At 74.4% G+C, this 26870-nt stretch carries 21 protein-coding genes; 15 read left to right on the top strand and 6 right to left on the bottom strand.

The genetic code is table 11. The annotated features are described in order from the left end of the window. Nucleotides 1-134: 134 nt before the first annotated feature. Together MJ876_RS06680 and MJ876_RS06685 are read right to left on the bottom strand one after the other, a co-directional pair. Nucleotides 135-1787, bottom strand: coding sequence for an AMP-binding protein (locus MJ876_RS06680; protein ID WP_240235449.1), 1653 nt, complete (start codon nucleotides 1785-1787; stop codon nucleotides 135-137). A gap of 26 nt (nucleotides 1788-1813) precedes the next feature. After that, the gene (locus tag MJ876_RS06685) at nucleotides 1814-2779 is read right to left on the bottom strand and encodes a cyclase family protein (RefSeq protein WP_240235450.1); all 966 of its coding nucleotides are present in this window, start codon (nucleotides 2777-2779) and stop codon (nucleotides 1814-1816) included. Nucleotides 2780-2954: 175 nt separating this feature from the next. Here MJ876_RS06685 and MJ876_RS06690 point away from each other — a divergent pair, with 175 nt between their 5' ends. The 10 genes from MJ876_RS06690 (at nucleotide 2955) to MJ876_RS06730 (ending at nucleotide 16155) form a co-directional block, all read left to right on the top strand. After that, entirely contained in the window at nucleotides 2955-3878 is a 924-nt protein-coding gene (locus tag MJ876_RS06690) for a helix-turn-helix domain-containing protein (RefSeq protein WP_240235451.1), read from the top strand. Beyond that, nucleotides 3875-5524, top strand: a complete 1650-nt coding sequence (locus MJ876_RS06695) for an ABC-F family ATP-binding cassette domain-containing protein (protein WP_240235452.1) — start codon at nucleotides 3875-3877, stop codon at nucleotides 5522-5524. The genes MJ876_RS06690 and MJ876_RS06695 overlap by 4 nt, the downstream gene beginning before the upstream one ends. Nucleotides 5525-5846: 322 nt before the next feature. Next, the gene (locus MJ876_RS21560) at nucleotides 5847-5972 is read left to right on the top strand and encodes a hypothetical protein (RefSeq protein ID WP_275694463.1); all 126 of its coding nucleotides are present in this window, start codon (nucleotides 5847-5849) and stop codon (nucleotides 5970-5972) included. Next, nucleotides 5969-7633: a potassium-transporting ATPase subunit KdpA gene (kdpA, locus tag MJ876_RS06700; RefSeq protein WP_240235453.1), complete on the top strand. Its 1665-nt coding sequence runs from the start codon at nucleotides 5969-5971 to the stop codon at nucleotides 7631-7633. Before MJ876_RS21560 ends, kdpA begins: the two co-directional genes overlap by 4 nt. Continuing rightward, nucleotides 7630-9711, top strand: a complete 2082-nt coding sequence (kdpB, locus tag MJ876_RS06705) for a potassium-transporting ATPase subunit KdpB (protein WP_308192571.1) — start codon at nucleotides 7630-7632, stop codon at nucleotides 9709-9711. The genes kdpA and kdpB overlap by 4 nt, the downstream gene beginning before the upstream one ends. A gap of 19 nt (nucleotides 9712-9730) precedes the next feature. Next, nucleotides 9731-10345, top strand: a complete 615-nt coding sequence (gene kdpC / locus MJ876_RS06710; RefSeq protein ID WP_240235454.1) for a K(+)-transporting ATPase subunit C — start codon at nucleotides 9731-9733, stop codon at nucleotides 10343-10345. Nucleotide 10346: 1 nt separating this feature from the next. Next, nucleotides 10347-12980: an ATP-binding protein gene (locus MJ876_RS22140; RefSeq protein WP_240235455.1), complete on the top strand. Its 2634-nt coding sequence runs from the start codon at nucleotides 10347-10349 to the stop codon at nucleotides 12978-12980. Beyond that, nucleotides 12977-13669: a response regulator transcription factor gene (locus MJ876_RS06720; protein WP_240235456.1), complete on the top strand. Its 693-nt coding sequence runs from the start codon at nucleotides 12977-12979 to the stop codon at nucleotides 13667-13669. The genes MJ876_RS22140 and MJ876_RS06720 overlap by 4 nt, the downstream gene beginning before the upstream one ends. A gap of 178 nt (nucleotides 13670-13847) precedes the next feature. Then, the gene (locus MJ876_RS06725; RefSeq protein ID WP_240235457.1) at nucleotides 13848-14210 is read left to right on the top strand and encodes a DUF1330 domain-containing protein; all 363 of its coding nucleotides are present in this window, start codon (nucleotides 13848-13850) and stop codon (nucleotides 14208-14210) included. Between the two features lie 226 nt (nucleotides 14211-14436). Next, nucleotides 14437-16155, top strand: a complete 1719-nt coding sequence (locus MJ876_RS06730; protein WP_240235458.1) for an FAD-dependent oxidoreductase — start codon at nucleotides 14437-14439, stop codon at nucleotides 16153-16155. On the opposite strand, the gene nhaA is transcribed toward MJ876_RS06730, so the two are convergent. Continuing rightward, nucleotides 16152-17972 (bottom strand): Na+/H+ antiporter NhaA, encoded by a 1821-nt coding sequence (gene nhaA, locus MJ876_RS06735; RefSeq protein WP_240235459.1) that lies wholly within the window; start codon nucleotides 17970-17972, stop codon nucleotides 16152-16154. The genes MJ876_RS06730 and nhaA overlap by 4 nt on opposite strands. Nucleotides 17973-18061: 89 nt before the next feature. On the opposite strand from nhaA, the gene MJ876_RS06740 reads away from it, so the two are divergent. Next, entirely contained in the window at nucleotides 18062-19051 is a 990-nt protein-coding gene (locus MJ876_RS06740) for an aldo/keto reductase (protein ID WP_240235460.1), read from the top strand. A gap of 413 nt (nucleotides 19052-19464) precedes the next feature. On the opposite strand, the gene MJ876_RS06745 is transcribed toward MJ876_RS06740, so the two are convergent. Further along, nucleotides 19465-20661, bottom strand: coding sequence for an acyl-CoA desaturase (locus MJ876_RS06745; RefSeq protein ID WP_240235461.1), 1197 nt, complete (start codon nucleotides 20659-20661; stop codon nucleotides 19465-19467). A 194-nt stretch (nucleotides 20662-20855) separates the two neighbouring features. On the opposite strand from MJ876_RS06745, the gene MJ876_RS06750 reads away from it, so the two are divergent. The 3 genes from MJ876_RS06750 (at nucleotide 20856) to MJ876_RS06760 (ending at nucleotide 24070) form a co-directional block, all read left to right on the top strand. Continuing rightward, a complete protein-coding gene (locus MJ876_RS06750) occupies nucleotides 20856-22106 on the top strand; it encodes a GAF domain-containing sensor histidine kinase (RefSeq protein WP_240235462.1) in 1251 nt (416 codons plus the stop codon). A gap of 130 nt (nucleotides 22107-22236) precedes the next feature. Further along, nucleotides 22237-22476, top strand: coding sequence for a hypothetical protein (locus tag MJ876_RS06755; protein ID WP_240235463.1), 240 nt, complete (start codon nucleotides 22237-22239; stop codon nucleotides 22474-22476). 187 nt (nucleotides 22477-22663) lie between these two features. Further along, nucleotides 22664-24070: a cytochrome P450 gene (locus MJ876_RS06760; RefSeq protein ID WP_240235464.1), complete on the top strand. Its 1407-nt coding sequence runs from the start codon at nucleotides 22664-22666 to the stop codon at nucleotides 24068-24070. 20 nt (nucleotides 24071-24090) lie between these two features. Here MJ876_RS06760 and MJ876_RS06765 read toward each other — a convergent pair whose 3' ends face one another. Further along, nucleotides 24091-24555 (bottom strand): DUF5994 family protein, encoded by a 465-nt coding sequence (locus MJ876_RS06765; protein WP_240235465.1) that lies wholly within the window; start codon nucleotides 24553-24555, stop codon nucleotides 24091-24093. Between the two features lie 169 nt (nucleotides 24556-24724). Between MJ876_RS06765 and MJ876_RS06770 the strand changes: the two genes are divergently transcribed. Then, the gene (locus tag MJ876_RS06770) at nucleotides 24725-25693 is read left to right on the top strand and encodes an MsnO8 family LLM class oxidoreductase (RefSeq protein ID WP_240235466.1); all 969 of its coding nucleotides are present in this window, start codon (nucleotides 24725-24727) and stop codon (nucleotides 25691-25693) included. Nucleotides 25694-25737: 44 nt separating this feature from the next. Here MJ876_RS06770 and MJ876_RS06775 read toward each other — a convergent pair whose 3' ends face one another. After that, on the bottom strand, nucleotides 25738-26820 hold the full coding sequence (locus MJ876_RS06775) for an MBL fold metallo-hydrolase (protein WP_240235467.1): 1083 nt from the start codon (nucleotides 26818-26820) through the stop codon (nucleotides 25738-25740). Nucleotides 26821-26870: the final 50 nt, after the last annotated feature.

Raw genomic sequence — 26870 nt, forward strand, 5'->3', positions numbered from 1 at the left:
GCGGCGGGGTGTGCGAGGTACTCCTCGAGGTGCTCGGCGGGGAACCCCGGGAGCTCCAGGTACTCCCGGGGCCTCGGCCCGACACCCGGTCCGCCAGGCCACCGCTCGGCCGGGCTCGAGCACCAGGACGGCACCTACCCCCGGAGCTCGCGTCGCAGGATCTTGCCGGTCACCGTCTTCGGCAGCTCGTCGATGACCTCGACGGTGCGCGGGTACTTGTAGGCCGCCATCCGCTCCTTGCAGTGCGCGATCAGCTCCTCCGGCGTGACCTGCGAGCCCGGGACGAGGCTGACGAAGGCCTTGACCGTCTCCCCGCGCTTCTCGTCGGGCACGCCCACCACCGCGGACTCGCGGACGGCGTCGTGCTCGGCCAGCACGTCCTCGACCTCGCGCGGCCACACCTTGTAGCCGGACGCGTTGATCATGTCCTTCTTGCGGTCGACGATGTAGATCCAGCCCTCGGCGTCCATGAAGCCCACGTCGCCCGACCTGAGTGCCCCGCCCGGCAGGTTCGCCGCCGTCTCCTCCGGCTTGCCCCAGTAGCCCGCCACCACCTGGGGGCCGTCGGCCACGATCTCGCCGACCTCCCCGAGCGGCAGGTCCTCGCCGGCCTCGTCCTGGATCCGGACGACGGTGCTCCAGATCGGGACGCCGACCGACAGCGCCCCGGAGCCCGGGTCCACCGGGGACGGCGTCCCGCGCGGCGTCAGCGTCATGGGGCTGGTGGTCTCGGTCAGGCCGTAGGCGTTGTGGACCTGCAACCCGGTCGCCTCGCGGAACCGGCGCTCGGCCGCGGGCGAGATCGCCGCGCCGCCGGAGTAGACGGTCCGGAAGGACTCGACGTGCTCCCGCGTGAACCGCGGGGAGCCCAGCAGGGCGTTGAGCGCGGTGATCGCCCCGATGGTGTACGCCGGGCGGTGCTCCAGCATCGCGTCGAGGACGACGTCCGTCTCGAACCGGTAGGCCAGCACGAGCGGCATCGGCGCCGCGAAGCTCACCGCGACGTGGCCGATCAGCCCCGTGATGTGGAACAGCGGCGCGATGCCCAGCATCGACCCGCCGGCCTCGAACCGGGCCCAGTCCCGGTAGGTCTGTGCCGTGAAGACCACGTTGCCGTGGGTGTTCATCGCGCCCTTGGGCACCCCGGTCGTGCCGGAGGTGTAGGTGAGGAACGCGACGTCGTCGGGCGCGAACGAGACGGCGGGCGGCTGCTGGCCCCGGTGCTCGTCGATCAGCTCGGCGAGGTCGGTCGTGCCCTCGTGCCGGCGTCGCTCGAGCCCCGCGAACAGCCGCTCGTCGTCGCGGGTCTGGTGGTCCAGCGGGCTGGTGGTGAGGACCAGCCCGACCTGGTGGCCCTCGCCGGCCAGGACGTCGCGGGCCACCTCGTCGTACAGGTGCTCCAGGCAGACCAGCACCGTCGCGCCGGAGTCGGCGAGCAGGTAGGTCAGCTCGCGGGCGCGGCTCATCGGGTTGATGGACACCATCGTCCCGCCGGCCTTCCAGGTCGCCACCAGGCACACGACGAACTGCGGCACGTTCTGCAGGTACACCGCGAGGCGGTCCCCGGCGCCGAAGCCCCGCGCCAGGAGCGCGCTGGCGAGGGCGTCGCTGGCCTCGTCGAGCTCGCGCCGGGTGACGACGCCGTCGAAGTAGTGCACGGCCACGCCGTCCGGGTCGGCCGCCAGCCCGGCGGCGAACAGCGACAGGCCGTCGGCGTGCTCGGGGGTGATGTCCGGCGCCAGGTCGCCGTACAGCCCGAGCCAGGGCCGCTCGTCGTAGACGCTCACGGTCGCGCCCTCTCCCTCGGTCCGCGCTACTTGATGGCGATCGGGTTGACCGGCGAGCCGCTGCCCTTCGCGACCTTCAGCGGCGCGGCGGCGTAGAAGAACTCGTAGCGCGAGTCCTCGGCACAGTCCGCGGCGAGCTCCTCGAGGTCGACGATCTCGGTGAGCGTGACGCCCAGGTTGCGCATCAGGGCGTTGTGCAGCACCAGCGCGACACCGTTGTTGGGGTCGAAGGTGATCTCGTTGGCGATGGTGTCCGTGACGAGGTTCGGGATCTCCATGTCGGCGAACCACTGGACGAGCTCGGGGCTGTAGACCAGGCCGGGCTCGCAGAAGCCCTCGTAGAACTTGTCGCCGAGCTCGAAGAAGCGCTGCAGGTAGTTGGTGCGGATGACGAGGATGTCGCGCTTGCGGATCTCGTGGCCCTGCGCGGCCGCGCAGGCCTCGAGGTCCTCGTGGGTGAACGGCTCGGCGGAGTCGAGGTAGGTCTTGCCGCGGAAGCGGGCCATGTCGAGCAGGACGGCGCGGCCCACGACGCCCCTCTCGGCGATGGGCTGGACGCTGGCCTTGTCGAGGCCGCCGATGGTCGTGCGGGCGTCGTAGCCGTTCCAGATCTTGCCGCCGTACCAGACGTGGCCGAGGGCGTCGTACTGCGTGGAGCCCTGGAGGAAGCAGTTGATCTTGTCGTCGGCGTAGTGGAGGCCGCCGGGGAACGAGGCGCCCTTGCCGCCCTCGTCCCAGTCGCTCTCGTCGAGGATCTGCGTGCGCTCGGCGGGCGAGCGCCCGGGCCAGACCGGGTCGCCCTTGGGGTCGCCGATGAGCCGCTGGATGGTGAAGACCTTGCCCGCGCTGATGAGCGACGCGGCGGCCACGACCTGCTCGGGGCCCAGGTAGTTCAGGGCGCCGACCTCGTCGTCGTCCCCCCACTTGCCCCAGTTGCTGGGCGCGTCGGCGAGCAGCTCGGTCAGGTCGGGGGCGGTCTTTTCCTCGGTCACGGTGGCCTCCTGGGCGCGCGCGGGACACCGAGCGTGCGCTCGGTACGGGCTATGACGCACGTCACCTTCGTGCGACCAGGTCCCGATGTCAAGGCTCGCCGGGCACCGCGCCGGACACGCCGCGTGTTCAGGATTCCTGAACACTCAGCAGCCGACCTGGCGTAGGTTCGCGGTGATGACCGAGGAGGCGACGGGGCTCGACGCGCGGACGGCGCACCGCGCCGTCCTGGGCCGCACCGTGCGGGAGCTCCGGCTCGCCCGGGGCCTGACCGTGCGCGGTCTCGCGGGCGCGCTCGGGGTGAGCCCGGCGACCCTGAGCGCGGTCGAGAACGGTCGGACCGGGGTGTCGAGCGCGCGGGTGGCGTCGATGGCCGCGGCCCTCGAGGTCCCGGTGCAACGGCTGCTGGCGCCGGGGCCGGGCGGCACCGGGCCGTCGCCGGTGCCCGTGGGCCGACCCGTCGACGCGGTGCACGGTGACTGGCGGGTCTTCGAGCCCCTCGTGCTGCCCGCCGCGCTGGCCGGGGCGCTGTCGTCGTTCCTGGAGTTCGGCTACCACGGAGCGACGATGCGGACGATCGCCGAGCGCGCCGGGCTCTCCGTCCCGGGTCTCTACCACCACCACGCGAGCAAGCACGAGATGCTCGTGGCGATCCTCGACCTCACCATGACCGACCTGGTCGCTCGCGCCACGGCCGCCCGGGACGAGGGCGACGACGCGGTCACCCGGTTCGCGCTCCTCGTCGAGTGCCTCGCCCTGTTCCACACCCACCGGCGCGACCTCGGGTTCGTGGGGTACTCCGAGATGCGCAGCCTGGAGCCCGCCGCCCACGCCCGCGTGGCCGCCGTGCGGCGGGGCGTGCAGCACCTCGTCGACGTCGAGGTCGAGGACGCCGTGGCCGCCGGCCACTTCGGCACCGACCGGCCCCACGAGGCGGCACGCGCCGTCGTCACGATGACCACGGCGATGCCGCAGTGGTTCCGCCCGGACGGGCCCGCGAGCGCCGAGGAGGTCGCCGCGCAGCACGTGCGCTTCGCGCTCGACCTGGTCCGGCACCGGGGCGGGGACACGGGCGGGGCGGTCCCTACGATCGGCGGGTGAGCGCGCACCTGGTCGTGTCCGGCCTGGCCGGCGGGTACGGCCACCGCACCCTCTTCGAGGGTCTCGACCTGACCGTCGCCCCCGGGGACGTCGTCGGCGTCGTCGGCGCCAACGGGGCCGGCAAGAGCACGCTGCTGCGGGTCCTCGCCGGTGACCTCGCCCCGCTCGAGGGCACGGTCGCCGCCGCGCCGAGCGACGCGTTCGTCGGGTGGCTGCCCCAGGAGCACGAGCGGCGCGACGGCGAGACGGTCGCGGCCTACGTCGCCCGGCGCACGGGGTGCACGGAGGCGACCGCGGCCATGGAGCGGCTGGCGGTGGCGATGGGCGAGCCTGGCGCGCCCGCCTCCGTGGCCGACGACTACTCCCGTGCCCTCGACCACTGGCTCGCCACCGGGGCGCCGGACCTCGACGAGCGCCTGCCGCCGGTGATGGCCGACCTGGGCCTTGACGTCGGGCCGGAGGCACCGATGACCTCGCTGTCCGGCGGTCAGGCCGCCCGCGCCGCGCTGGCCGCGCTGCTGCTGAGCCGGTTCGACGTCGTCCTGCTCGACGAGCCGACCAACGACCTCGACCTGGCCGGCCTCGACCGGCTGGAGCGCTTCGTCGAGGGGCTGCGCGCGGGCGTCGTCCTCGTCTCGCACGACCGTGAGTTCCTCTCGCGGGTCGTCACGCGCGTCGTCGAGCTGGACCTCGCGCAGCACCAGGTCGCGACCTACGACGGCGGGTACGACGCCTACCTGGAGGAGCGGGCGGTCGCGCGCCGGCACGCGCGGGAGGCGTACGAGGAGTTCGCCGACCAGAAGGCCGACCTGGTCCGCCGCGCACGGGTGCAGCGGGAGTGGAGCTCGCAGGGCGTCCGGAACGCGATGAGGAAGTCGCCCGACAACGACAAGATCCGCCGCCGCGCGCAGTCGGAGTCGTCGGAGAAGCAGGCGCAGAAGGTGCGGCAGATGGAGTCGCGGATCGCCCGGCTGACCGAGGTCGAGGAGCCGCGCAAGGAGTGGGTGCTGCAGTTCACGGTGGCCCGGGCCCCACGGTCGAGCTCGGTGGTCGCGACCCTCGACGCGGCGACCGCGGAGCTGGGGTCGTTCACCCTGGGCCCGGTCTCGCTGCAGGTCAGCGCGGGCGACCGGATCGGCGTCACCGGACCCAACGGCGCCGGCAAGACCACCCTGCTGCGCCTGCTGCTGGGCCGGCTGGCCCCCACCTCCGGACGCGCCTCCCTCGGCGCCTCGGTCGCCGTCGGCGAGATCGACCAGGCCCGCACCGGCCTCGCCGACGACCTGCCGCTCGGCGACGCCTTCGGCCTCGCCGTGCCGGACTGGACGCCAGCCGACGTCCGCACCCTGCTGGCGAAGTTCGGCCTGAAGGCCGACCAGGTCGCCAGCACCGTCGGCGCCCTCTCCCCCGGCGAGCGCACCCGGGCCGCGATGGCGCTGCTCCAGGCCCGCGGGGTCAACCTGCTGGTGCTCGACGAGCCCACCAACCACCTCGACCTGCCCGCGATCGAGCAGCTGGAGCAGGCGCTCGAGTCGTACGACGGGGCGCTGGTCCTGGTCTCCCACGACCGGCGGCTGCTGGAGTCCGTCCGCCTCGACCAGCGCTGGCACGTCGACGGCGGGCAGGTCACCGTCACCCACCTGTAGGCCGAGTCGGCACGTCTGCGCAGCCCACGGGGCTCGAGTCGGCACGTCTGCGCAGCCCACGGGGCTCGAGTCGGCACGTCTGCGCAGGGCTGCAGGGGTCTCGACAGGCTCGACCGGCGGTGGCGCGGGTCGGCCTCCGCCCCACCCGGTCTCGAGGCTCGGCCGCGGACGGCCTCACACCTCGACCACCGTGAGCGGCGGTGCCGGCGAACCACGCCGGACGGAGCAGAGGCGTAGGGGCGTCGTCAGGATCCTCGCGCGGGCCGTTAGGGAACCGTCAGGACCGTCCAGGAGGGCCGATCGCCGGTCGTACGAATGACGCATGACTGATCTCCTGTACGTCGCGGCGACGATCGTGGCGTTCGTCGGACTGGCCCTCCTCGTGGGCGTCCTGGACCGGCGCGAGCGCCGTGCGACCCGCACCTCCTCGACCCGCGACGCCCGGTGAGCGAGGTCCTCCCGGCGCTCGGTCAGATCGCGGCACTGGTCCTCCTGCTGGTCCTCACCGTCCCCCTGCTCGCCCGCCACCTGGCCACCACGTACACCGGCGAGCGCCACCTCGCGGTGGAGCGCCTCGCCTACCGCGTGCTGCGCGTCGCCCCCGACGCCGACCAGCACTGGCGCACCTACGCCCTGTCGGTGCTCGGGTTCAGCCTCGTCGGCGTCCTCGCGCTCTACGCACTCGGCCGTCTGCAGCAATTTCTGCCGCTGTCCCTCGGCTTCGGCGCCCTGCCCGCGGACGGCGCCTGGAACACCGCCGTCAGCTTCGTCACCAACACCAACTGGCAGTGGTACTCCGGCGAGGCCGCCCTCGGACACCTCGTGCAGGCCTCCGGCCTGACCGTCCAGAACTTCGTCAGCGCCGGCGTCGGGATGTCCGTGGCCGCAGCCTTCGCCCGCGGCCTGGCCCTCGCCGACAACGGCGGCCGCGTCGGCAACTTCTTCACCGACCTCGTGCGCACCGTCGTCCGGGTGCTGCTGCCGATCGCCCTCGTCGCCGCCGTCGTGCTCGTGCTGCTCGGCGTCGTCCAGAACCTCTCCGGCGACCGCGTGATGGACACCCTCACCGGCGGCACCCAGGTCCTCACCGGCGGACCCGTGGCCAGCCAGGAGGCCATCAAGGAGCTCGGCACCAACGGCGGCGGGTTCTACAACGTCAACTCCGCGCACCCCTTCGAGAACCCGAGCCCGCTGTCGAACCTGCTCGAGATGTACCTGATCCTGCTCGTCCCGTTCGCGATGGTCGGCGCCTTCGGCCGCATCGTCGGCGACAAGCGCCAGGGCTGGGCGGTCGGCGCGGTCATGACGGTCCTCCTCGGCGCCGTCGTCGCCGCCACCACGTGGGCGGAGATGGCGGGCCCCGGCAGCGCCCCGCAGCTCGCCGGCGGCGCGATGGAGGGCAAGGAGGTGCGCTTCGGCGAGGCCGCGTCCGCCCTCTTCGCCGCCGTCACCACGGGGACGTCGACCGGCGCGGTCAACGCCATGCACGACTCGTTCACCGCCGCCGGCGGCGGCACCGTCATGTTCGCGATGATGCTCGGCGAGATCGCTCCGGGCGGCGTGGGCTCCGGCCTCTACGGCATGCTCGTGCTCGCCGTCGTCACCGTCTTCCTCGCCGGGCTCATGGTCGGCCGCACGCCGGAGTACCTCGGCAAGAAGATCAGCCAGCGCGAGATGGGCCTGGTGGCGGCGTACGTGCTCACCACCCCCGTCCTGCTGCTGGTCGGCATCGCGGTCGCCGTGTCGTTCGACGCGGGCCCCGCCGGCGTCCTCAACTCCGGGCCGCACGGCTTCTCCGAGATGCTGTACGCCGTCACCTCGGCCGCCAACAACAACGGCTCGGCCTTCGGTGGCCTCACCTCGGGCACCCCGTTCTGGAACACCCTGCTCGGGGTCCTCATGCTGCTCGGTCGCTTCGTGCCGATCGTGCTCGTGCTCGCGCTGGCCGGACGGTTCGCCGCCGCCCGTCGGGTGCCCGCCGGGTCCGGCACGCTGCCGACCCACCGGCCCCTGTTCGTCGCCCTCCTCACCGGCGTGGCGCTCGTCCTCGTCGGCCTCACCTACGTGCCGGTGCTCCTGCTCGGCCCCGTCGTGGAGTCCCTGTCGTGACCGTGACCGAACCCTCCCCCGCCGCCGAGCCGCGGACCGCGTCGTCCTCGGGGGTCCTCACCCCCGCCCAGCTCGCCGAGGCCCTACCGGGCGCGCTGCGCAAGCTGGACCCGCGCGAGCTGCTCGCCACGCCGGTGATGCTCGTCGTCGAGGTCGGCGCCGTCGCGACCACCGTCCTCTCGGTGCTCGACCCGTCCGTCCTCGGCTGGTTCGTCACCGTCTGGCTGTGGCTCACCGTGCTCTTCGGGACCCTCGCGGAGTCCGTCGCCGAGGGCCGGGGCAAGGCGCAGGCCGCGAGCCTGCGCGCGCTCCAGACCGAGACCTCGGCCCGCCGGCGCACGCCGTCCGGCGAGGTCGAGGACGTCCCCAGCACCAGCCTGCACGTCGGGGACGTCGTCCTCGTCGCCGCCGGGGAGCGCATCCCCGGCGACGGCGAGGTGATCGAGGGCGTCGCGTCGGTCGACGAGTCCGCCGTCACCGGCGAGTCGGCCCCCGTCATCCGGGAGTCCGGGGGCGACCGCAGCGCAGTCACCGGCGGCACCACGGTGCTCTCCGACGAGATCGCCGTCCGGATCTCCTCCGAGCCCGGCCAGTCGTTCGTCGACCGCATGATCTCCCTCGTCGAGGGCTCGGAACGTCAGCGCACGCCCAACGAGCTCGCGCTCAACGTGCTGCTGTCGGCGCTGACGGTCGTGTTCGTCGTGGTCTGCGTGACCCTGTGGCCGGTCGCGAGCTACAGCGGCGCCCGCCAGTCGGTGCTCGTGCTGCTCGCCCTCCTCGTCTGCCTCATCCCGACGACCATCGGGGCCCTGCTGTCGGCCATCGGCATCGCCGGCATGGACCGCCTCGTGCGCCGCAACGTCCTCGCCATGTCGGGCCGGGCGGTCGAGGCCGCCGGGGACATCGACGTCCTGCTCCTCGACAAGACCGGCACCATCACGCTCGGCAACCGCTACGCCACCGAGCTGCTGCGCACCGACGGCGTCACCGAGGAGGAGCTCGCGGAGGCGGCCCTGCTCTCCTCGCTGGCCGACGAGACACCGGAGGGTCGCAGCGTCGTCGACCTCGTCGACGGCCTCGTCGACGGCCCTGGCACGACCGGCGCCGGATCGGGCGGACGCCGCCACGAGGTGCCACGCGGCACCACCCTGGTGGAGTTCAGCGCCACCACCCGCATGAGCGGGGTCGACCTGCCGGACCGCGAGATCCGCAAGGGCGCCGCCTCCGCGGTGAAGGAGTGGGTGGGTCACGGCGACGACCTCCTCGACGAGCTCGTCGACCAGGTCAGCCGCAGCGGCGGGACCCCGCTGGTCGTCGCGGAGTCCCGCGACGGCCGGGGCCGGCTGCTCGGCGTCATCCACCTCAAGGACGTGGTGAAGCCGGGCATCACCGAGCGGTTCGAGGAGATGCGGGCGATCGGCATCCGCACGGTCATGATCACCGGCGACAACGCGGTCACCGCGCAGGCGATCGCGAAGGAGGCGGGCGTCGACGACTTCCTGGCCGAGGCCACGCCGGAGGACAAGCTGGCCCTGATCCGCCAGGAGCAGGAGGGCGGCCGCCTGGTCGCGATGTGCGGCGACGGCACGAACGACGCCCCCGCCCTGGCCCAGGCCGACGTGGGCGTCGCGATGAACACCGGCACGGTCGCGGCGAAGGAGGCCGGCAACATGGTCGACCTCGACTCGGACCCGACGAAGCTCATCGACATCGTCGAGATCGGCAAGCAGCTGCTCATCACCCGCGGCGCGCTCACGACGTTCTCCGTCGCCAACGACGTCGCGAAGTACTTCGCGATCCTGCCCGCCATGTTCGTTGTCGCGTTCCCGCAGCTCGACGTCCTCAACGTCATGCGGCTCTCCAGCCCGGAGTCCGCCATCGTCAGCGCGGTCGTCTTCAACGCGCTCGTCATCGTCGCCCTGATCCCCCTCGCCCTGCGGGGCGTGACCTATCGGCCCTCGTCCGCGGCGGCCCTGCTGCGGCGCAACCTGCTCGTCTACGGCGTCGGCGGCCTGCTCGCCCCGTTCGTCGGCATCAAGCTGCTCGACCTCGTGATCTCCCTGGTCCCCGGTCTCTGAGCGAACGAAGGAGACTCCTGTGAACGTCCTGACCGACCTCTGGCGCCAGAGCCTCGCCGGCCTGCGTCTGCTCGTGGCCGCCACCCTCGTCCTGGGCGTCGTCTACCCCGCCGTCGTCCTCGGCTTCGGGCGCGTCGCCGCCCCGTGGCAGGCCGAGGGCTCCCTGGTCACCGCCGACGGGTCCCGCACGACCGACGTGTCCGAGGCCGCCGGGTCGTCCCTGCTCGGGCAGGTCGTCGACGACCCGGACCTGTTCTGGAACCGCCCGTCGGCCGCGGGCGAGGGCTACGACACGCTGTCGACGTACGGCTCCAACCTCGGGCCCGAGGAGCCGGCCCTGCTCGACGCTGTCCGGGAGCGGCAGGCGGAGCTCGCCGAGGCCAACGGCGTCGACGTCTCCGAGCTCCCGCCGGACGCCGTGACGGCGTCGGGGTCCGGCCTGGATCCGCACATCTCGGTTGCCTACGCTGAGCTGCAGGTCCCGCGGGTCGCCGAGGCGACCGGGATCGACGAGGACACCCTGAGGGGACTCGTCGAGGAGCACACCCAGGGCCGCACCCTGGGCGTGCTCGGAGAGCCGCGGGTCGACGTGCTGGGCCTCAACACCGCGGTCCTGCAGGAGGACGGGAGCTGAGGTGCCACAGCCAGCGGACCAGGCCCGGGCCGAGCGGGTCGTGCGGCGCCGCGGGCGCCTCACCGTCTACCTGGGCGCCGCGCCCGGGGTCGGCAAGACGTACGCGATGCTCGGCGAGGCGCACCGGCGGGCGGAGCGCGGCACGGACGTCGTGGTCGGGATCGTGGAGACCCACGGGCGTGAGCGCACCCGGCTGCAGCTCGGCGACCTCGAGGTGGTCCCCCGGCGCCGCGTCGAGCACCGCGGCACCGTGCTCACCGAGATGGACGTCGACGCCGTCCTCGAGCGGCAGCCGGACGTCGTCCTCGTCGACGAGCTCGCCCACACCAACGTGCCGGGCAGCCGCCACGAGAAGCGGGCCGCCGACGTCGCGGACCTGCTGGCCGCCGGCATCGACGTGATCACCACCGTCAACATCCAGCACCTCGAGTCCCTCAACGACGAGGTGGAGGACATCACCGGGGTCCGCCAGCGCGAGACCGTGCCCGACGAGACGGTCCGGGCGGCGGAGAACATCCAGCTCATCGACATGTCGCCCGAGGCGCTGCGACGGCGCATGGCGCACGGCAACATCTACAAGCCGGACGCCGTCGAGGCGTCCCTGACGTCGTACTTCCGGGTCGGGAACCTCACCGCGCTGCGCGAGCTCGCGCTGCTCTGGCTGGCCGACCGGGTCGACGACCAGCTCGACGACTACCGCCGCGCCCACCGCATCGTCGAGACCTGGCCCGCGAAGGAACGCATCGTCGTGGCCGTCACCGGTGGGCCGGAGAGCGAGACCCTCGTCCGGCGCGGCGCGCGCCTCGCCAAACGGGCCGCCGGCTCCGAGCTGCTGGCCGTGCACGTGCTGGCCACCGACGGCCTGCGCAGCAAGGACGAGCGCGACCTCGGCGCCGTGCAGCGCCTGGTCGCGGACGTCGGCGGCACGTTCCACACCGTCGTCGGCGAGGACCGCGCCTCGGCGATCGTCGAGTTCGCCGAGGGCGTCAACGCCACGATGGTGCTCGTCGGCGTCTCCCGCCACGGGCGCCTACGCCGGGTGGCGGCGGGGACGACCGGCGACCGCATCGCCTCGCTCGCCGGTCGCATCGACGTCCACCTCGTCACCCACGACCAGGTCAGCCGCCGGACGGTGGCCCGGCCGGCGCTGTCCCCGCTGTCGCCGAGCCGGCAGGTGGCCGGGTGGGTGGGCGCCGTCGTCCTCCCCCTGACGCTGGCCTGGCTGCTTCACGGGTTCGCCGACACCGACGACCTGGCCCTCGCCACCCTCGCCCTGCTGGCGTGCACGGTGGCCGTCGCCCTGGTCGGGGGCCTGTTCCCCGCGGTGCTGGGCGCCGTCCTCGGCTTCGGGGCCCTGAACTACTGGTTCACCCAGCCGACCGGCACCCTGACGGTCTCGGAGCCCCGCAACCTGCTGGTGCTCGCGGTGTTCGTCGCCGTGGCGGTCGGGGTCGCGACGGTCGTCGACCGCGCCTCGCGGCGGGCGGCGGAGGCGCTGCGCGCGCGGACCGAGGCGGCGACGATGAGCAGCCTGTCGCAGTCCGTGCTCACCGGCCAGGACACCGCGGAGGCAGTCGTCGAGCGGGTGCGGGAGACGTTCGGCCAGCGCGCGGCGTCGCTGCTGACCCGGGCGGACCCCGGCACCGACGTCGCGAGGACGGGCTGGACCATCACCGCCTCGTCCGGCTCGCCCTGTGCGGCGACCCCCGACGGCGGCGACACCCGGGTGGCGGTGGACGACGACCACGTCCTCGTGCTGTGCGGCGAGCCGCTGCGGGCCAGCGACCAGCGCGTGCTCAACGCCTTCGCGACCCAGGCCGGTCTCGTGCTCGAGCACCGCCGCCTGAAGGAGCGGGACCTGAGGGTGCAGGCGCTCGAGCGCGCCGAGGCCACGTCGACGGCGCTGCTGCGGGCGGTGTCCCACGACCTGCGGACCCCGCTGGCCTCCATGAGGACCTCCGTCGACGGCGCCCTGACCGCCTCGGTGTCCGCCGAGGACCGGGCCGAGCTCCTGCGCACCATCGCCACCTCCGCCGACACGCTCGAGCGGCTCATCGACGACCTGCTCGACCTGTCGCGCCTGGAGAGCGGCCTCGTGAGGCCGGTGCTGAGGCCGCGCAGCCTCGACGAGGTCCTGCCCGTCGCGGTCTCCGGCCACGACCCGTCGCTGGTCTCGCTCGAGGTCGACGAGTCGGTGCCCCACGTGCTCACCGACGCGGGGCTGCTGACCCGGGTGGTCGCCAACCTCGTCGACAACGCCGTGAGGCACGCGGGCGGCCTCCCCGTCCGCGTCCTCGCGCACGTGCTCACGACCACCGTCGAGGTCCTCGTCGTCGACCGCGGCCCGGGCGTCGACGAGCAGCGGCGCGCCCGCATGTTCGAGCCCTTCCAGCGGCTCGGCGACACCTCGTCGGGCGGCCTCGGCCTCGGCCTCGCCGTCGCGCGCGGCCTGCTCGACGCCCTGGGCGGCACGCTGAGCGCCGAGGACACCGCCGGGGGTGGCCTCACGATGGTGGTCAGCCTGCCCCGCGCCACCCCGGACGGCCCCGGCGGCGCCGGAGGCCCGGACCCGCAGGCAGTCGTGCCGGCCCTGCCGGCCGTGTCGGCCGGGGAGGCCCCGGTGGCCCGGACGTGAGCGCCCCCTCCCCCCGCGTGCTGGTCGTGGACGACGAGCCGGCGCTCGCCCGGGCGCTGGCCATCAACCTGCGCGCGCACGGCTGGGACGTGCTGGTCGCCCACGACGGCCGCAGCGCCCTCGACACCGCGGTCACCGGCCACCCCGACGTCGTCCTGCTCGACCTGGGCCTGCCCGACATGGACGGCACCGAGGTGATCTCCGGGCTCCGCGGCTGGACCTCGGTGCCGATCGTCGTCCTCTCGGCGCGCCAGCACGGCGAGGACAAGGTGGAGGCCCTCGACCTCGGCGCCGACGACTACGTGACGAAGCCGTTCGCGATCAACGAGCTCATGGCGCGGCTGCGCGCCGCCGTCCGCCGCAGCAGCGCCCCGTCGCCGGCGGTCTCGGAGGTCACCGTCGGCGACCTGGTGGTCGACCTCGGGCGCAAGCGGGTGTCGAAGCGCGGCGAGGACGTCCGCCTCACCCCCACCGAGTGGTCCTTCCTCGAGCTCCTCACCCGCCACGCCGGCAAGCTCGTGAGCCGCGAGCAGATCCTGCGGGAGGTGTGGGGCTTCGGCTACGAGGACAGCTACCACTACCTGCGCCTGTACGCCGCCCAGCTGCGCCGCAAGCTCGAGGACGACCCCGCGCACCCGCGCTACCTCACCACCACCGCAGGCCTGGGGTACACGCTCGAGACGGGCTGAGTCCGCCAGGCCGGCTCCGCCGCCCCGGCCGCGGTCCGCGGTTCACCACGCGAGGTGGGCGAGTGCCAGGACAGCGCGGTGAGCTCGCCTCGCCACCCGTCGACCCACCCACCTAGCGTGGTGGGCCCACGCGGCCCCGACCCTCCGGCCGCCGCGCTCACCGAGGCGAGGAGCACCCGTGATCGACCCCACCGGCCAGGACCTCAAGGCGTTCCTCGAGGCGGGACCCGACGAGCCCGTCGTCATGCTCAACCTGCTCCGCTTCGCCGAGGGCGGACAGGCCGGTTACCTGGAGTACCTGCGCCACTTCCGGCCCCACGCCGAGGCGCGGGGGGCCCGGGTCCTGCACTACGGCCTCGGTGGCGACGCCCTGGTGGCCGAGGACGGCCAGGCCTGGGACGCCGTGCTGGTGGTCTCCTACCCGACCCGCCGCAGCTTCTCCGAGATGGTGCGCGACCCGGCGTACCGGGCGGGCGCGCACCTGCGGACTGAGTCGCTCGTCGAGGCGGTGCTGCAGCCGACCGTGCCGGTCGACCTCTAGGCCCGGGTCGGCGCACCCGCCGCACCGGCGGCGGACCGCACCCTCCGTCGGCCCACCGCATCCCGAGCCTCGGGCGGCCTCGTGCCCCGACCACCGGCCACGGGCTGCGGGTCACGGGGCGGCGGGACGACGGGGCTGCGGGACGTTCGGTCGCGCGGCAGGATGGAGGAACACCCCGCAGACCCGGCCGGGGTGCCCGAACACCGCTCGACGTCGAGGAGAGCCCGTGCCCGACGACCACGCCCTGCCCGCCCCACCACCCCAGCCGGCGCCCCTGCTGATCGTGTGCAGCGCCTCCCACCCCGACGACCTCCGGCTGCCGCTGCGCCGCTACGACGCCGAGTACGACGTCCGCTGGTGCACCTCGACCGATGAGACGACCGCGCTCCTCGAGTCGCTCGAGCCGCAGCAGCAGGTCGCGATGATCCTCCTCGAGGCCGACGAGCCGGGCACCGGACCGCTCGCCGCGATGTACCACTGGCGCTCGCTCGCCCGGTCCGCCAAGCGGGTCGTCGTCGCCCACGTCGGGGTGTTCCGCGACCGCGCCGAGCAGCTGCGCAGCGGCATGGCCGCCGGCAAGTACGACGCGTTCCTTCTGATGCCCCGCGGCCCCCGCGACGAGGAGTTCCACGCCGTCCTCACCGAGCTGCTGTCGGACTGGGGCTCCACCATCGCCGTGCCCACGGCCGTCATGAACCTCGTGGTCGCACCCGCCGGCGACGCGCTGGCCGTGCAGATCCGCGACTTCTTCTACCGGATGGGCATGCCGACGAAGCTCTGCACGCCCGACTCCGAGAAGGGCCGGGCCGTGCTCCGCGAGCACGACGACCTCGGCCTGGGCCCGGCGACGTACCCGATCCTGCGCCCCGTGACCGGCGGGCCCCGGTGCGTCACCTCGCTGCAGGAGGTCGCCGCGTCCGTGTACGGCGCACCCTCCGACGTGGACGTCGACGAGGTGGTCGACGTGGCCGTGGTCGGCGGCGGGCCCGCCGGGCTGGCGGCCGCGGTGTACGCGTCGTCGGAGGGGTTGTCGACGGTGATGCTCGAGGCCGGCGCCATCGGCGGCCAGGCGGGGACGAGCTCGATGATCCGTAACTACCTCGGCTTCCCGCGCGGCGTCTCCGGGATGCGGCTGGCGCAGCGCGCGCGGGGCCAGGCGCTGCGGTTCGGCACGCGCTTCTTCACCGGCGCGACCGTGCACCGGCTCGAGGCCGGCGACGGCGGGGCGCCGCACCACCTCCACACCCCCGGCGGGACGGTGCGCGCCCGCAGCGTCGTCGTCGCCACCGGCGTCGCCTACCGACGTCTCGGCGTCGAGACCGTCGAGGAGCTCATCGGTCGCGGGGTGCACTACGGCGCGGCGGCCGCGGCCGCCCACGAGTGCGCCGACGTCGACGTGGTCGTCGTCGGCGGGGGCAACTCCGCCGGGCAGGCCGCGATCCACCTCGCCCGCTTCGCGCGCTCGGTGACGATCGTCGTCCGCCGGCCGGGGATCGCGGAGACCATGTCGGACTACCTCGTCGGCGAGATCCGCTACACCCCGAACATCGACGTCCGGCCCTGCGCCCGGGTGGTCGACGGCGGGACCGGCGCGTCCGGCGAGCGGCTCGGCTGGCTCGAGCTGGAGGACGTCGAGACCGGGGCCCGCGAGCGGCGGGAGGTCGGCGGGCTGTTCCTGCTCCTGGGCGCGGAGCCGCACTGCGACTGGCTGCCCGACGCGGTCGCCATGGACGAGCGGGGCTTCGTGCTCACCGGACGCGACGTCCCGCGCGCCCACTGGCACGGCGAGCGGCCGCCCGCCGCCCTGGCGACCACCGTCCCCGGCGTCTTCGCCGCCGGCGACGCCCGGTCCGGGTCGATGAAGCGGGTCGCGTCGGCGTCCGGCGAGGGCGCGAGCGTCGTCCCGCTCGTCCACGCGCACCTGGCGTCGCTGACCGGCCCCTAGGTCGTCGCGGTCCGGACGCTCTCGAGGCTGTCGATGAGCGTCCGGGCGTCGTGCGGGCCGAGGTGGCGCACGCCGTCGACGAAGAACGTCGGCGTGCCGCGGACGCCGCTGCGGTGGGCGCTGTCGGCGTGCGCCTGCACCACCGCGGCCAGCTCGGCCGACTCGAGGTCGGCGGCGAACACGTCCACGTCGAGACCCAGCTCGTCGGCGTAGGTCACGAGGTCGTCGTCCTCGAGGGCGTCCTGCCGGCTGAACAGCAGGTCGTGCATCTCCCAGAACGCGCCCTGCCGCCCGGCGGCCTCCGCCGCGGCGGCGGCCCGGCGCGCGTGCGGGTGCAGGCCGTCGAGCGGGACGTGCCGGACGACGTAGCGCAGTTCCGTGCCGAAGTGCTGCTTGAGGTCCCGCCACATGCCGGTCGCGCGGGCGCAGAAGGGGCACTCGAAGTCGAAGTACTCGACCACCGTGAGCGGGGCGTCCGGGTTGCCTCGGACGTGGTCGCGGTCCGGGTCGACGGGCGGGTCCAGCAGGGTCGGCAGGTCGGCGGTCGTCTCCCCCATGAACCGGGCGGCGACGGCGAACACCGCCCACCCGAGCAGGAGCGCCAGCACCATCGCGAGCAGCACGCCGACGGTGGCCTGGCCCGCCATCGGGGTGCCGTCGAAGGCGAGCTCGACGACCAGCAGCGACACGGTGAAGCCGATGCCGGACAGCGCCGCGCCGCCGAGCACGCTGCCGCTCCCGACGCCGTCCGGCAGGCGGCCGAGGCCGAGGCGCACCGCGACCAGGGTCACCGCCGCGATGCCGACGAGCTTGCCGACGACCAGGCCGAGGACGACGCCCCACGTCACCGGGGAGCCGAGCGCCTCGCCGAGCAGCCCGCCCCGCAGGTCGACGCCGGCGTTGGCGAGCGCGAACACGGGGACGATGACGAGCGTCGTCGGCCCGCGCAGCGAGTGCTGGAGACGGGCGTTGACGGAGATGGAGCGCGACAGGCTGCTGCGCACCGCCTGCGCGGCGACCGCCTGGGGCGACTGCCAGTAGTCCCGGAAGTCGGACTTCGCGAGCTCCACCGAGTGCCGCTGCGTGGCGTACGCCGGGACGAGCAGCCCGGCGACCATCCCGGCCAGCGACGGGTGCACGCCCGCCTGGACGGTCGCGTACCAGAGCACCGCCACCACGGCGACGTACGGCGAGCTGCGCCACTGCCGGGTGCGTCCGAGCAGCCACAGCGCCACGAGGCAGGCCAGGGCCAGGAGCAGCCACCCGGGCCGCAGCTCGTCGCTGTAGAACAGGCCCATCACGGCGACGGCGAGGAAGTCGTCGACGACGGTGAGAGCCAGCAGGAAGACCCGCAGCTGGTTGGACATCGCCGGCCCGACCACGGCCAGCGCCCCGAGCAGGAAGGCGGTGTCGGTGCCGACCACGACGCCCCAGCCGGCCGCGCCCTCGCCACCGTTCGACACCACCACGGCCAGGTAGATCAGCACCGGGAGGACGACGCCGGCGACACCCGCCGCCATGGGCAGCAGGGCGGCGCTGCGGTCGCGCAGCGAGCCCTCGGCGAGCTCGTGGCGCACCTCGAGGCCGACGAGGAAGAAGAACAGCACCATCAGGCCGTCGTTGACCCAGTGGTGCAGGTCCATCGAGACGCCGAGCGGACCGAGGCTGAACTCGGCGTGCACGTGCCACAGGTCGTCGTACAGCCCGGAGATGGGCGTGTTCGCCCACACCAGCGCCAGCAGGGTGACCACGGCCAGCAGGCCCGCGGCGCCCGCCTCGGTGCGCACCCGGTCGGACAGTCCTCGCAGCAGCCTCATCCCGCCTCCTTCCCCCGGGCCCGGCCCGGTCCTCGCGGGGACACCGAACATCCTGGGGGTCCGATTCAGTCCCGGGCTAGCGTGGACGGATGCAGATGCGCACCCTCGGCACCCACGGGCCCACCGTCTCCGCGCTCGGACTCGGCTGCATGGGCATGAGCCAGTCGTTCGGTCCGCGCCCGCCCCGCGAGGAGATGATCGCCTTCCTCCGGGCCGCGGTGGAGCGGGGCGTCACGTTCTTCGACACCGCCGAGGTCTACGGGCCGTTCCACAACGAGGAGCTCGTCGGCGAGGCGCTCGAGCCGGTGCGCGACGACGTCGTCCTCGCCACCAAGTTCGGCTTCGCCTTCGACGCGGACGGCAGGCAGAGCGGCGTGACGAGCCGACCCGAGGACATCCGGTCCGCGGTCGACGGCTCGCTGCGACGGCTGAGGACCGACACGATCGACGTCCTCCACCAGCACCGCGTCGACCCCGACGTGCCCATCGAGGACGTCGCCGGGACGGTCGGCGAGCTCGTCGCCGAGGGCAAGGTGCGCCACCTGGGGCTGTCGGAGGCCGGGGCCGGCACCATCCGTCGCGCCCACGCCGTCCACCCGGTGACGGCGCTGCAGAGCGAGTACTCGCTGTTCTGGCGGGAGCCCGAGGCCGAGATCCTGCCCACCCTGGCCGAGCTGGGCGTCGGCTTCGTGCCGTTCAGCCCGCTGGGCCGCGGCTTCCTCACCGGCCAGGTGGGTGCGGACGCCGAGTTCGGCGAGGGCGACATCCGCGCCACCCTGCCCCGCTTCGAGCGGGAGGCCCTCGAGGCGAACCTGGCGCTGGTCGACCGCGTGCGCGTCGTGGCCGACCGCCGCGGGACGACGGTGGGGCAGGTCGCGCTGGCCTGGCTGCTCGCCCAGCAGCCGTGGGTCGTGCCCATCCCCGGCACCCGTCGCCTCGAGCGGCTCGACGAGAACCTCGGCGCCGCGGACGTCGTCCTCACCGCCGACGACCTCGCCGAGCTGGACCGCGCCTCCACGGAGGTGCGCGTCACCGGCGAGCGCTACCCCGAGGCGATGGCGAAGCTCATCGACCGCTGAGGGCGGTCGACTGCTCGACCACCTGAAGGCCACGTTGGTGGAGCAGCACGCGAGCCCCCGGCCCTCAGGTGGTCGAGCAGCGCGCGAGCGCAGCGAGCGCGCATCGTCGAGACCACGGCGAGAGACCCAGGTCCGGTCCCGGTGGTCTCGACGACGCGGAGCCGCTGGCGCGGCTCGGCTGCTCGACCACCTGAACGCCGAAGGTGGTCGAGCAGCCCGCGAGCCCCCGGCCCTCAGGTGGTCGAGCAGCATGCGAGCCCCCGGCGAGCGCGCGTCGTCGAGACCACGGTGAGAGACCCAGGTCCGGTTCCGGTGGTCTCGACGCCGCGGAGCCGCTGGCGCGGCTCGGCTGCTCGACCACCTGAGATCGCGCGCTCGGCTGCTCGACCACCTGAGAACGGGGGGCTCGGCGATCAGACGGGCGCCGCGGCGCCCGCGGCGCGGGCCTGCTGCACCAGCGAGCGGACCTGCGAGCGGAGGTTGCGACGGTTCGTCGCCGCCAGCCAGCCGTTGGGCAGCGAGAGCCGCACGACCTTGCGCCACGCGCTGGTGACCTGGGTGGCCAGCGGCGCGGAGTGGTAGCGCAGCCCGTACCGCTCGAACACCGCTCGCACGGCCGGGGCGATCTGCTGGTAGCGGTTGCTGGGCAGGTCGGGGAACAGGTGGTGCTCGATCTGGTGCGACAGGTTCCCCGCCATCAGGTGCAGCGCCGGGGAGCCGGAGATGTTCGCCGAGCCCAGCATCTGACGCAGGTACCAGTCGCCGCGTGTCTCGTCCTCGGGCAGCGTCTCGCGCTCGAAGGTCTCCACGCCCTCGGGGAAGTGCCCGCACATGATCACCGAGTGGCTCCACACGTTGCGGACCAGGCAGGCGGTGAGGTTCGCCGCGAGCGTCGCCCGCCAGCCGGGCCCCGACAGCAGCGGGTGGACGACGACGTCCTTCGTCAGCTGCTGGCCCGCCTTGCGCAGCGTCGCCCGGCTGCGGGTCTTGAGGTCGTCGGAGAACCCCTCGCCCGCCCGCAGCTCGTCGCCGACGTTGAGGTCGTACAACGCGATGCCGTACTCGAAGAAGCAGGCGTTGACGAGGTTCCAGAAGGGCTGGACGAGGTGCCGCGCGCGCCACGGCTGGTCCTCGTCGACCCGCAGGATGCCGTAGCCGAGGTCGTTGTCCTCGCCGAGGATGTTCGTGTAGGCGTGGTGCTCCTCGTTGTGCGCCTTCTTCCACTGCTCGACGGGCGAGGCGTGGTCCCAGTCCCAGGTCTGCGAGTGGATGCGCGGGTCGCGCATCCAGTCCCACTGCCCGTGGAGCACGTTGTGGCCGATCTCCATGTTGTCGAGGATCTTGGCGGCGGCGAGGGACGCGGTGCCGAGCACCCACGCCGGTCGCCAGCGGCCGGCCAGCAGGACGACGCGACCGCCCCACTCCAGCCCGCGCTGGACGGCGATGACCCGTCGGATGTACGCCGCGTCGCGGGCGCCGCGCGTGGTGAGCACGCCCTGGCGGATGGCGTCGAGCTCGCGGCCGAGCGCCTCGACGTCGGCGTCGGTGAGGTGCTCCGCGGGACCTCCGCGGGCGGGCGCCTCGGTGGGCGCGATCTGCGCGGTCGTCATGTCGAGCCTCCTGGACGATGGGCTGGAGGGCAGTACCCAGCATCGCCCAGGCCGTGCACGGCCGCCGTGGCGGGGCCGGGTGAGGTCCGGCAACGGGCATCTCGTGGGCGAGGGCGGGGGTACCGTGGGGGAGCGGCGCCTCGCGGGACCTCCCGCGGCTCGGGGACGCGTGATCGAGGTGGAGGGGCACGCGCATGGGGAACGACCTCCGAGGTGTCCCGACGGACGCCCTCGAGGCGCGACGCCAGGCCGCACTGGCGGAGTACGGGGTGCTCGACGAGCACCACGCCTCGCGCGCCGAGCTGCACGCGCTCGTGGCGCTGGCGGCGGCGGCGTCCGGCGTGCCCAAGGCCGCCATCAACCTGCTGACGGAGGACGAGCAGCACCAGATCGAGGCCGTGGGCTTCGAGGGCGGTGTCACCCCGCGGTCGGAGTCGCTGTGCTCGGTGGTCGTCGACGAGCCGGAGCCGGTGGTGCTGAGCGACGCCAGCCAGGACCCGCGCTTCGAGGACAACCCGTGGGTCACCGGCTCGGCGGAGGTCCGCTTCTACGCCACGTTCCAGCTCCGGACGCCGGCGAAGGTCGCCGTCGGCACCCTCTGCCTGTTCGACTCCCGACCCCGGCAGCTCACCGAGCAGGACCGCCGGCTGCTCCAGGTCCTGGCCGCGCGGGTCGCCGACGTCCTGGAGCTGGAGCTGCAGTCACGGCGCTGGCAGCGGACGGTCCGGACGCTGGAGCGCACGAACGCCCGGCTGGTCGACTTCGCCGCCACCGTCAGCCACGACCTGCGTGGCCCGCTGGCGACGGTCGAGATGGCCCTCGGGATCCTGGAGGAGCAGCTCGAGGCGGCGTCCGGACCCGGCGCCACGAGCGGCGGGGCCTTCGGCACCCGGGACCTGCTCGCCCGTGCCAGGCGGTCCACCGAGCGGATGTCGTCGACCATCGGTCACCTGCTGGCGGAGTCCCGGATGTCCGACACCGACCGGGTCCGACCCACCTCGTGGCGCCGGGTGGCGGCCGACGCCGTCGAGGACCTGGGCCACGAGGTCGACGGCCTCCAGGTCACCCTGGACCCCGCCGACGCCCTGGTGTGCTGCCGTCCCGTGGGCCTGCGCCTGGTCCTGCAGAACATCCTGTCCAACGCCGCGCGGTACGCCGGCCCGACCGATCCCCGCATCGAGGTCGGGTGCCGACCGGTCGACGGTGGCGGGTCCGAGATCTCCGTCGTCGACCACGGGCCGGGCGTCCCCCGGGCCGACCGGCACCGCATCTTCGCGTCGCGTCAGCGGGGCAGCGACACGGCCGGCGACGACGAGGGCCACGGCCTCGGCCTCGCCACCGCCCACCGGCTGCTCGCGGAGATGGGCGGGCGGCTGGAGGTGCGCGACACGCCGGGTGGCGGGGCCACGTTCGCGCTGTGGCTCCCGGACCCCGCCGGAGCGTAGGCGGTCGGCGCGGGCCCGGCCGGCCCTGACGCCGGGTCCCCGCCGGAGCCCGCGACCTGTCACCCTGGGCTCGGTCGCTCCCAGTCGAGCGCGACCGAACGACCCCGACGGGGTCACGGCAGGAGCGGACATGACCGACCACGGCCCCTTCGGGGCGACCCTCGAGCTCCGCTACCAGGCGGCGCTGCCGTCGCTGGTGCCCCTCATGGCGGAGGTGGACTCCTCGACGATGCTGCGGGGGCGGTTGACCAGCGTCAGCGAGAACCGGTGGTCGTCGCTCACCGTGCTCGTCGAGCCCGGGCACGACGTCGGAGAGAGCCTCGCCGCCCTGACGGCGTTCCACGCCGTCGCGGTCGACCGGCTGGGCTGACGCAGAACCGCCCCGCCCGGCATGGGGTCCGGGCGGGACGGCGGTCAAACCTTAAACCATTGGTAACCACATGTTCTAGTCCTCGGGGGCGCCGGACCACGGTCCGGCCGACGGAGGCGGTCGGGACGGTCCGTAGGGTCGGGGTGTCAGCGGCGTCCTGGGCGTCGTCCACCACCCCGGAGGTCCCATGCGTCGTGTCTCCTCGGCGGAGGCCACCGCGGACGGCGGCGAGAGCGCGCGACAGCCCGGGGCCGCGGCGACGAGGCCCGTCGTCCCCGGACCGACGGGCGGGGACATGCTCCGCGCGATGCGGGGCATCCGCCGCGACCCGATCGCCTTCCTCGCCGAGACGGCCGAGCGCCACGGCGACCTGGTCGGGTTCCCGGTGCCGGGGCCGCCCGCCGTCCTGCTGAACGACCCCGCCGACGTCGCTCGCGTGCTGCGGACGGCGTCGCGCTCGTGGTCGAAGGACACGCGGCAGTGGTCCGCGCTCGCCGAGGTCACCGGACCGGGGCTGCTGGCCTCCGACCAGCCGGCCTGGATCACGCGGCGCCGCGCCGCGGCCCCCGCCTTCCACCACCAGCGCCTGGAGGCCCTCGGCGCCGACGTCGTCGAGGCCGCCGACTCCGCCGTCCACGCCCACCTGGCCGGGCACCGCACGGGGCCGGTCGACGTCGCCGTGCTGACCCACCAGGTCGGCCTGGACGTCGTGGGCCGTCTGCTCTTCTCGCAGGACCTCTCGGGCCACGCCACCTCCGTGCTGCGGGCCACGAGCGCCGGGTCCGAGGCCATCGTCCGCTCGGCGCGGTCGATGCTGCCGCTCCCCCGGTGGGCGCCCACCCTCGCCAACCTCCGCCTGCGCAGCGCCCGGCGCCGGCTGACGGCGGCGACAGCAGCGATCATCGAGCGGCGCCACGTCGACACGCAGGGCCGGGGCGCCGCGTCGTACGGCGACGACCTGCTCGGACTCCTGCTGGACGGCGGGCTGACCGACGCCGAGGTCGGCGACGAGCTGGCGACGATGGTGGTGGCCGGGCACGAGACCGTCGCGTCGGCCCTGACCTGGACCCTGATGCTGCTGGCCGAGCACCCCGAGGTCCAGGACCGGGTGGCGCAGGAGGTCGCCGCCCTCGACGGACCGCCGTCCCTCCTCGGCCACCAGGCGACGCTGCCGTGGACCCGGGCGGCCGTCGACGAGGCCCTGCGGCTCTACCCCCCGGCGTGGCTCATCTCGCGCCGGGCGCGGGAGCCGGTGACGCTGGGGGGCCAGCAGTTCCCCGCGGGCACGCTGGCGATCATCAGCCCCTTCGTGCTGCAGCGCCGCGCACAGCACTGGCCCGACCCGCTCACCTTCGACCCGCAGCGCTTCCTCGGCTCGGGCGGGCGGCACACGGCGTACCTGCCGTTCGGGGACGGCCCGCGGCTGTGCATCGGCCGCGAGCTCGCCCTGGGCGAGATGGTCGTCGTCCTCACCCGCCTGGTGGCGCGGTTCCGGGTCGAGGTCCCCGACGGGTGGGTCCGGCCCCGCTACGAGATCGGGGCAGCGATCCACCCCCACGGGGGCATGCCCCTCGTGCTGCGCAGCACGACCTGACGCCGACCGGCCGACCCGCTCTAGTCGAGGGCGAGGAGCTCGCTGGCGCTCAGCTGGTTGTCGGGCGCCGCCGCACGCTCGAGGATGCGGCGGCCGCGAGCCTCGTCGACGTCACTGGGGACGACCAGCAGGCGCAGGGCACGGTCCGGCGAGAGCCGGACGACCATGAGGTGGGTGTCGTCGGAGGGGAACGACCCGACCTTGACCGGGCCGCGCGCGGCGCGCACGCGGTGCAGGCTGCGGACACCCGGCTCGGCGTTCCAGTCGGGTCGGGAGAACAGCAGTCGTGCGGGCCGGCCGGCCTCGGCGGGGAAGTGGTCGACGAGGTCGGCGGCCTCCACGGCGAGGTCGCGGGACCGCGGGTGCCAGGCACCCTCGAGCGGGGTCCCACGGACGGGGGCCCGCACCGCGATGCGGAGGCCCTCGGCGCCGGTGGTGCGGGGGGCCACGGTGGTGGCGGGACGTTCGGACGGTGACGTCGTCATGACGCCGACCTCTCTTGGCCGACCTCGGTGCTCGGCGAGCACGGTCGCGGTCGGACCGGTTGCTCGACGGTAGCGCGCCCGGGTCCTCGTCCCCTCTTCCTCGACCCGCGGAGCCCTGCCTGCCACGCCGCCGGGGGAAGCCCCCGGGTCCGGACAGCGTTGCCCCGGGGTGAGGCTCTCCCTGCTCGACCGCTCGCGGACCCGGTCCGGCGAGACGGACGCCGCGGCCGTCGCGGCGACGGTGGCGCGGGCCGTCGACGCCGAGGCCGCGGGCTACCACCGCTTCTGGGTGGCCGAGCACCACGCCGTCCCCGGGATCGCGTCGGGGGCGCCGCCGGTGCTGCTCGCCGCCATCGGCGCGCGCACCGACCGGATGCGGATCGGCTCCGGGGGCGTGATGCTCCCGCTGCACCAGCCGCTCGTGGTGGCGGAGCAGTTCCTGCTGCTCGAGGCGCTGCAGCCCGGCCGGGTCGATCTGGGCCTGGGCCGTTCCCTCGGCTTCACCCCTCCCGTGCGGCGGGCGCTGCGGCGGGAGGACCAGGACCCGCAGGACTTCGTGGACGACCTCACCGAGCTGCGCGCCCTGCTCGACGGCACCGGCGAGGTGACCGCGCGGCCCGCCACCGCCGGGCGCGTCCCCATGCACGTGCTCGCGGTCCGCGACGGCGTGGAGGTGGCCGCGCGGCTGGGGCTCCCCGTCGTCGTCGGCGGGCCGGCCGTCGGCTCGGAGGAGATGGCCCGCACGCTCGCCGACTACCGCCGCACCTTCCGGCCCGCGCACGGAAGTCGGCCCTCGGTGACGATCTCGCTCGACGTCACCGTCGCCGACGACGACGCGACGGCCCGGGAGCTGGCCCTCCCCGAGGCGTGGGCGATGGCCTGGTCCCGCCGGAGCGGCGAGTTCCCGCCCCTCCAGCCGGTCGCCACGATCCGCGACCAGCCGTGGCCCGACCAGGTCAGGGACCGCGTCGAGCGCTCCCTCGACGGTGCGGTCGCCGGCGGGCCGGCGGCCGTCCGGCGGCGCCTGGAGCGTCTCGTCGAGCGCACCGGGGCCGACGAGATCATGGCCAGCACCTCGACGTACGACGTCGATGCGCTGCGCTCCTCCGACCGGATGCTCCGGGACCTGGTCGCCTGAGCCGGCCCGGCCCGGCCCTGTCCGACCCGCCCGGTCCGACCCGGTCAGCCGGTCCGGTCGGCGGGCCGGGTGTAGACGGTGACGCCGTCGTGGTCGGCGCGCACGAGCTCGCCGCGGGCGGCGAGCAGCTCGAGGTGGGCGCGCGTCTCCATGGTCGCGAGACCCGCGTCGAAGGTGTTCAGCTCGCCGAGGCTGCGGGCGTGACGGGTCCAGGGCAGCGCCGTGGCCACGTCGTGCGCCGTCGCGGACCCGTCCGCCGCGACCGTCTCGCGGCAGGCGGCGAGCCGCTGCTCGTGGTGGGCGAGCAGCTCGTCGACCCGGGCGTGGCTCGAGTCGGTCACGGGCCCGTGGGCGGGGAGGAGTCGCAGGTCGGGCAGGCCGCGCACACGGGCGAGCGAGGTCAGGAAGTCGCCCAGCGGGTTCGCGACCGGCGCCGGCTCGAACCCGATGGACGGCGTGATGGTCGGCAGCACGTGGTCCCCGGCGAACAGCAGGCCGGCCGCGCGGTCGGCGAAGACGACGTGACCGCGGGTGTGGCCCGGCGTGGGGACGACGTCCAGCGCCCGGTCCCCCACCTCCAGGACGTCGTCGCCGTCGAGCCAGGCGTCGGGGTGGCCCCACTCGGAGAGGTCGACCCGCAGCCCCTGGGCGTGCCGGACCCACTCGGCCGCGAGCCCGGGCGCCCCGCACCGCCGGAGGACCACGGCGCTGCCACCCCCGGACGGCGTCCCGGTGGGGCCGGCGTCGTGCATGGCGTCCAGGTTCGCGCGCTCCCCGGCGCCCAGGCTGACGTGGGCGCCGACCTCGCGGGCGAGGACGGTGGCCAGCGTGTAGTGGTCGCGGTGGGCGTGGGTGACGAGGAACCGGCCGATGTCGCCCACCGCGGCCCCGATCGTGGCGAGCCCGGCCTCGAGCCGCTCCCGGGCGGCCTCGATCGCCCATCCCCCGTCGACCAGCGTCAGCCCGCCCTCGGACTCCAGCACGTACACGTTGACGGCGCGCAGGCCGTCGTTCGGCAGCGGCAGCGGGATCCGGTGCACACCGGGCGCTGCCGGCCAGGCACCCGCGACGCTCCACGGGGCACCGGAGTCGGGCGAGACCGCTCGCGCGGTCGACGAGTCGGTCACCGGCCGATCCTCGCACCGACGCGCCGAGCGGAGCCGACACCCCGACGGGG

This window comes from Nocardioides sp. CFH 31398 (assembly GCF_022436705.1).
In the GTDB taxonomy this organism is placed as follows: Bacteria; Actinomycetota; Actinomycetes; order Propionibacteriales; family Nocardioidaceae; genus Nocardioides.

Bases quoted from the DNA above. Each gene is read 5' to 3' on its own strand.
- MJ876_RS06690 (WP_240235451.1), top strand. From the start codon at position 2,955: ATGACCGAGGAGGCGACGGGGCTCGACGCGCGGACGGCGCACCGCGCC.
- MJ876_RS21560 (WP_275694463.1), top strand. From the start codon at position 5,847: ATGACTGATCTCCTGTACGTCGCGGCGACGATCGTGGCGTTCGTCGGA.
- nhaA (WP_240235459.1), bottom strand. From the start codon at position 17,972: ATGAGGCTGCTGCGAGGACTGTCCGACCGGGTGCGCACCGAGGCGGGC.
- MJ876_RS06740 (WP_240235460.1), top strand. From the start codon at position 18,062: ATGCAGATGCGCACCCTCGGCACCCACGGGCCCACCGTCTCCGCGCTC.
- MJ876_RS06745 (WP_240235461.1), bottom strand. From the start codon at position 20,661: ATGACGACCGCGCAGATCGCGCCCACCGAGGCGCCCGCCCGCGGAGGT.
- MJ876_RS06750 (WP_240235462.1), top strand. From the start codon at position 20,856: ATGGGGAACGACCTCCGAGGTGTCCCGACGGACGCCCTCGAGGCGCGA.
- MJ876_RS06755 (WP_240235463.1), top strand. From the start codon at position 22,237: ATGACCGACCACGGCCCCTTCGGGGCGACCCTCGAGCTCCGCTACCAG.
- MJ876_RS06760 (WP_240235464.1), top strand. From the start codon at position 22,664: ATGCGTCGTGTCTCCTCGGCGGAGGCCACCGCGGACGGCGGCGAGAGC.
- MJ876_RS06765 (WP_240235465.1), bottom strand. From the start codon at position 24,555: ATGACGACGTCACCGTCCGAACGTCCCGCCACCACCGTGGCCCCCCGC.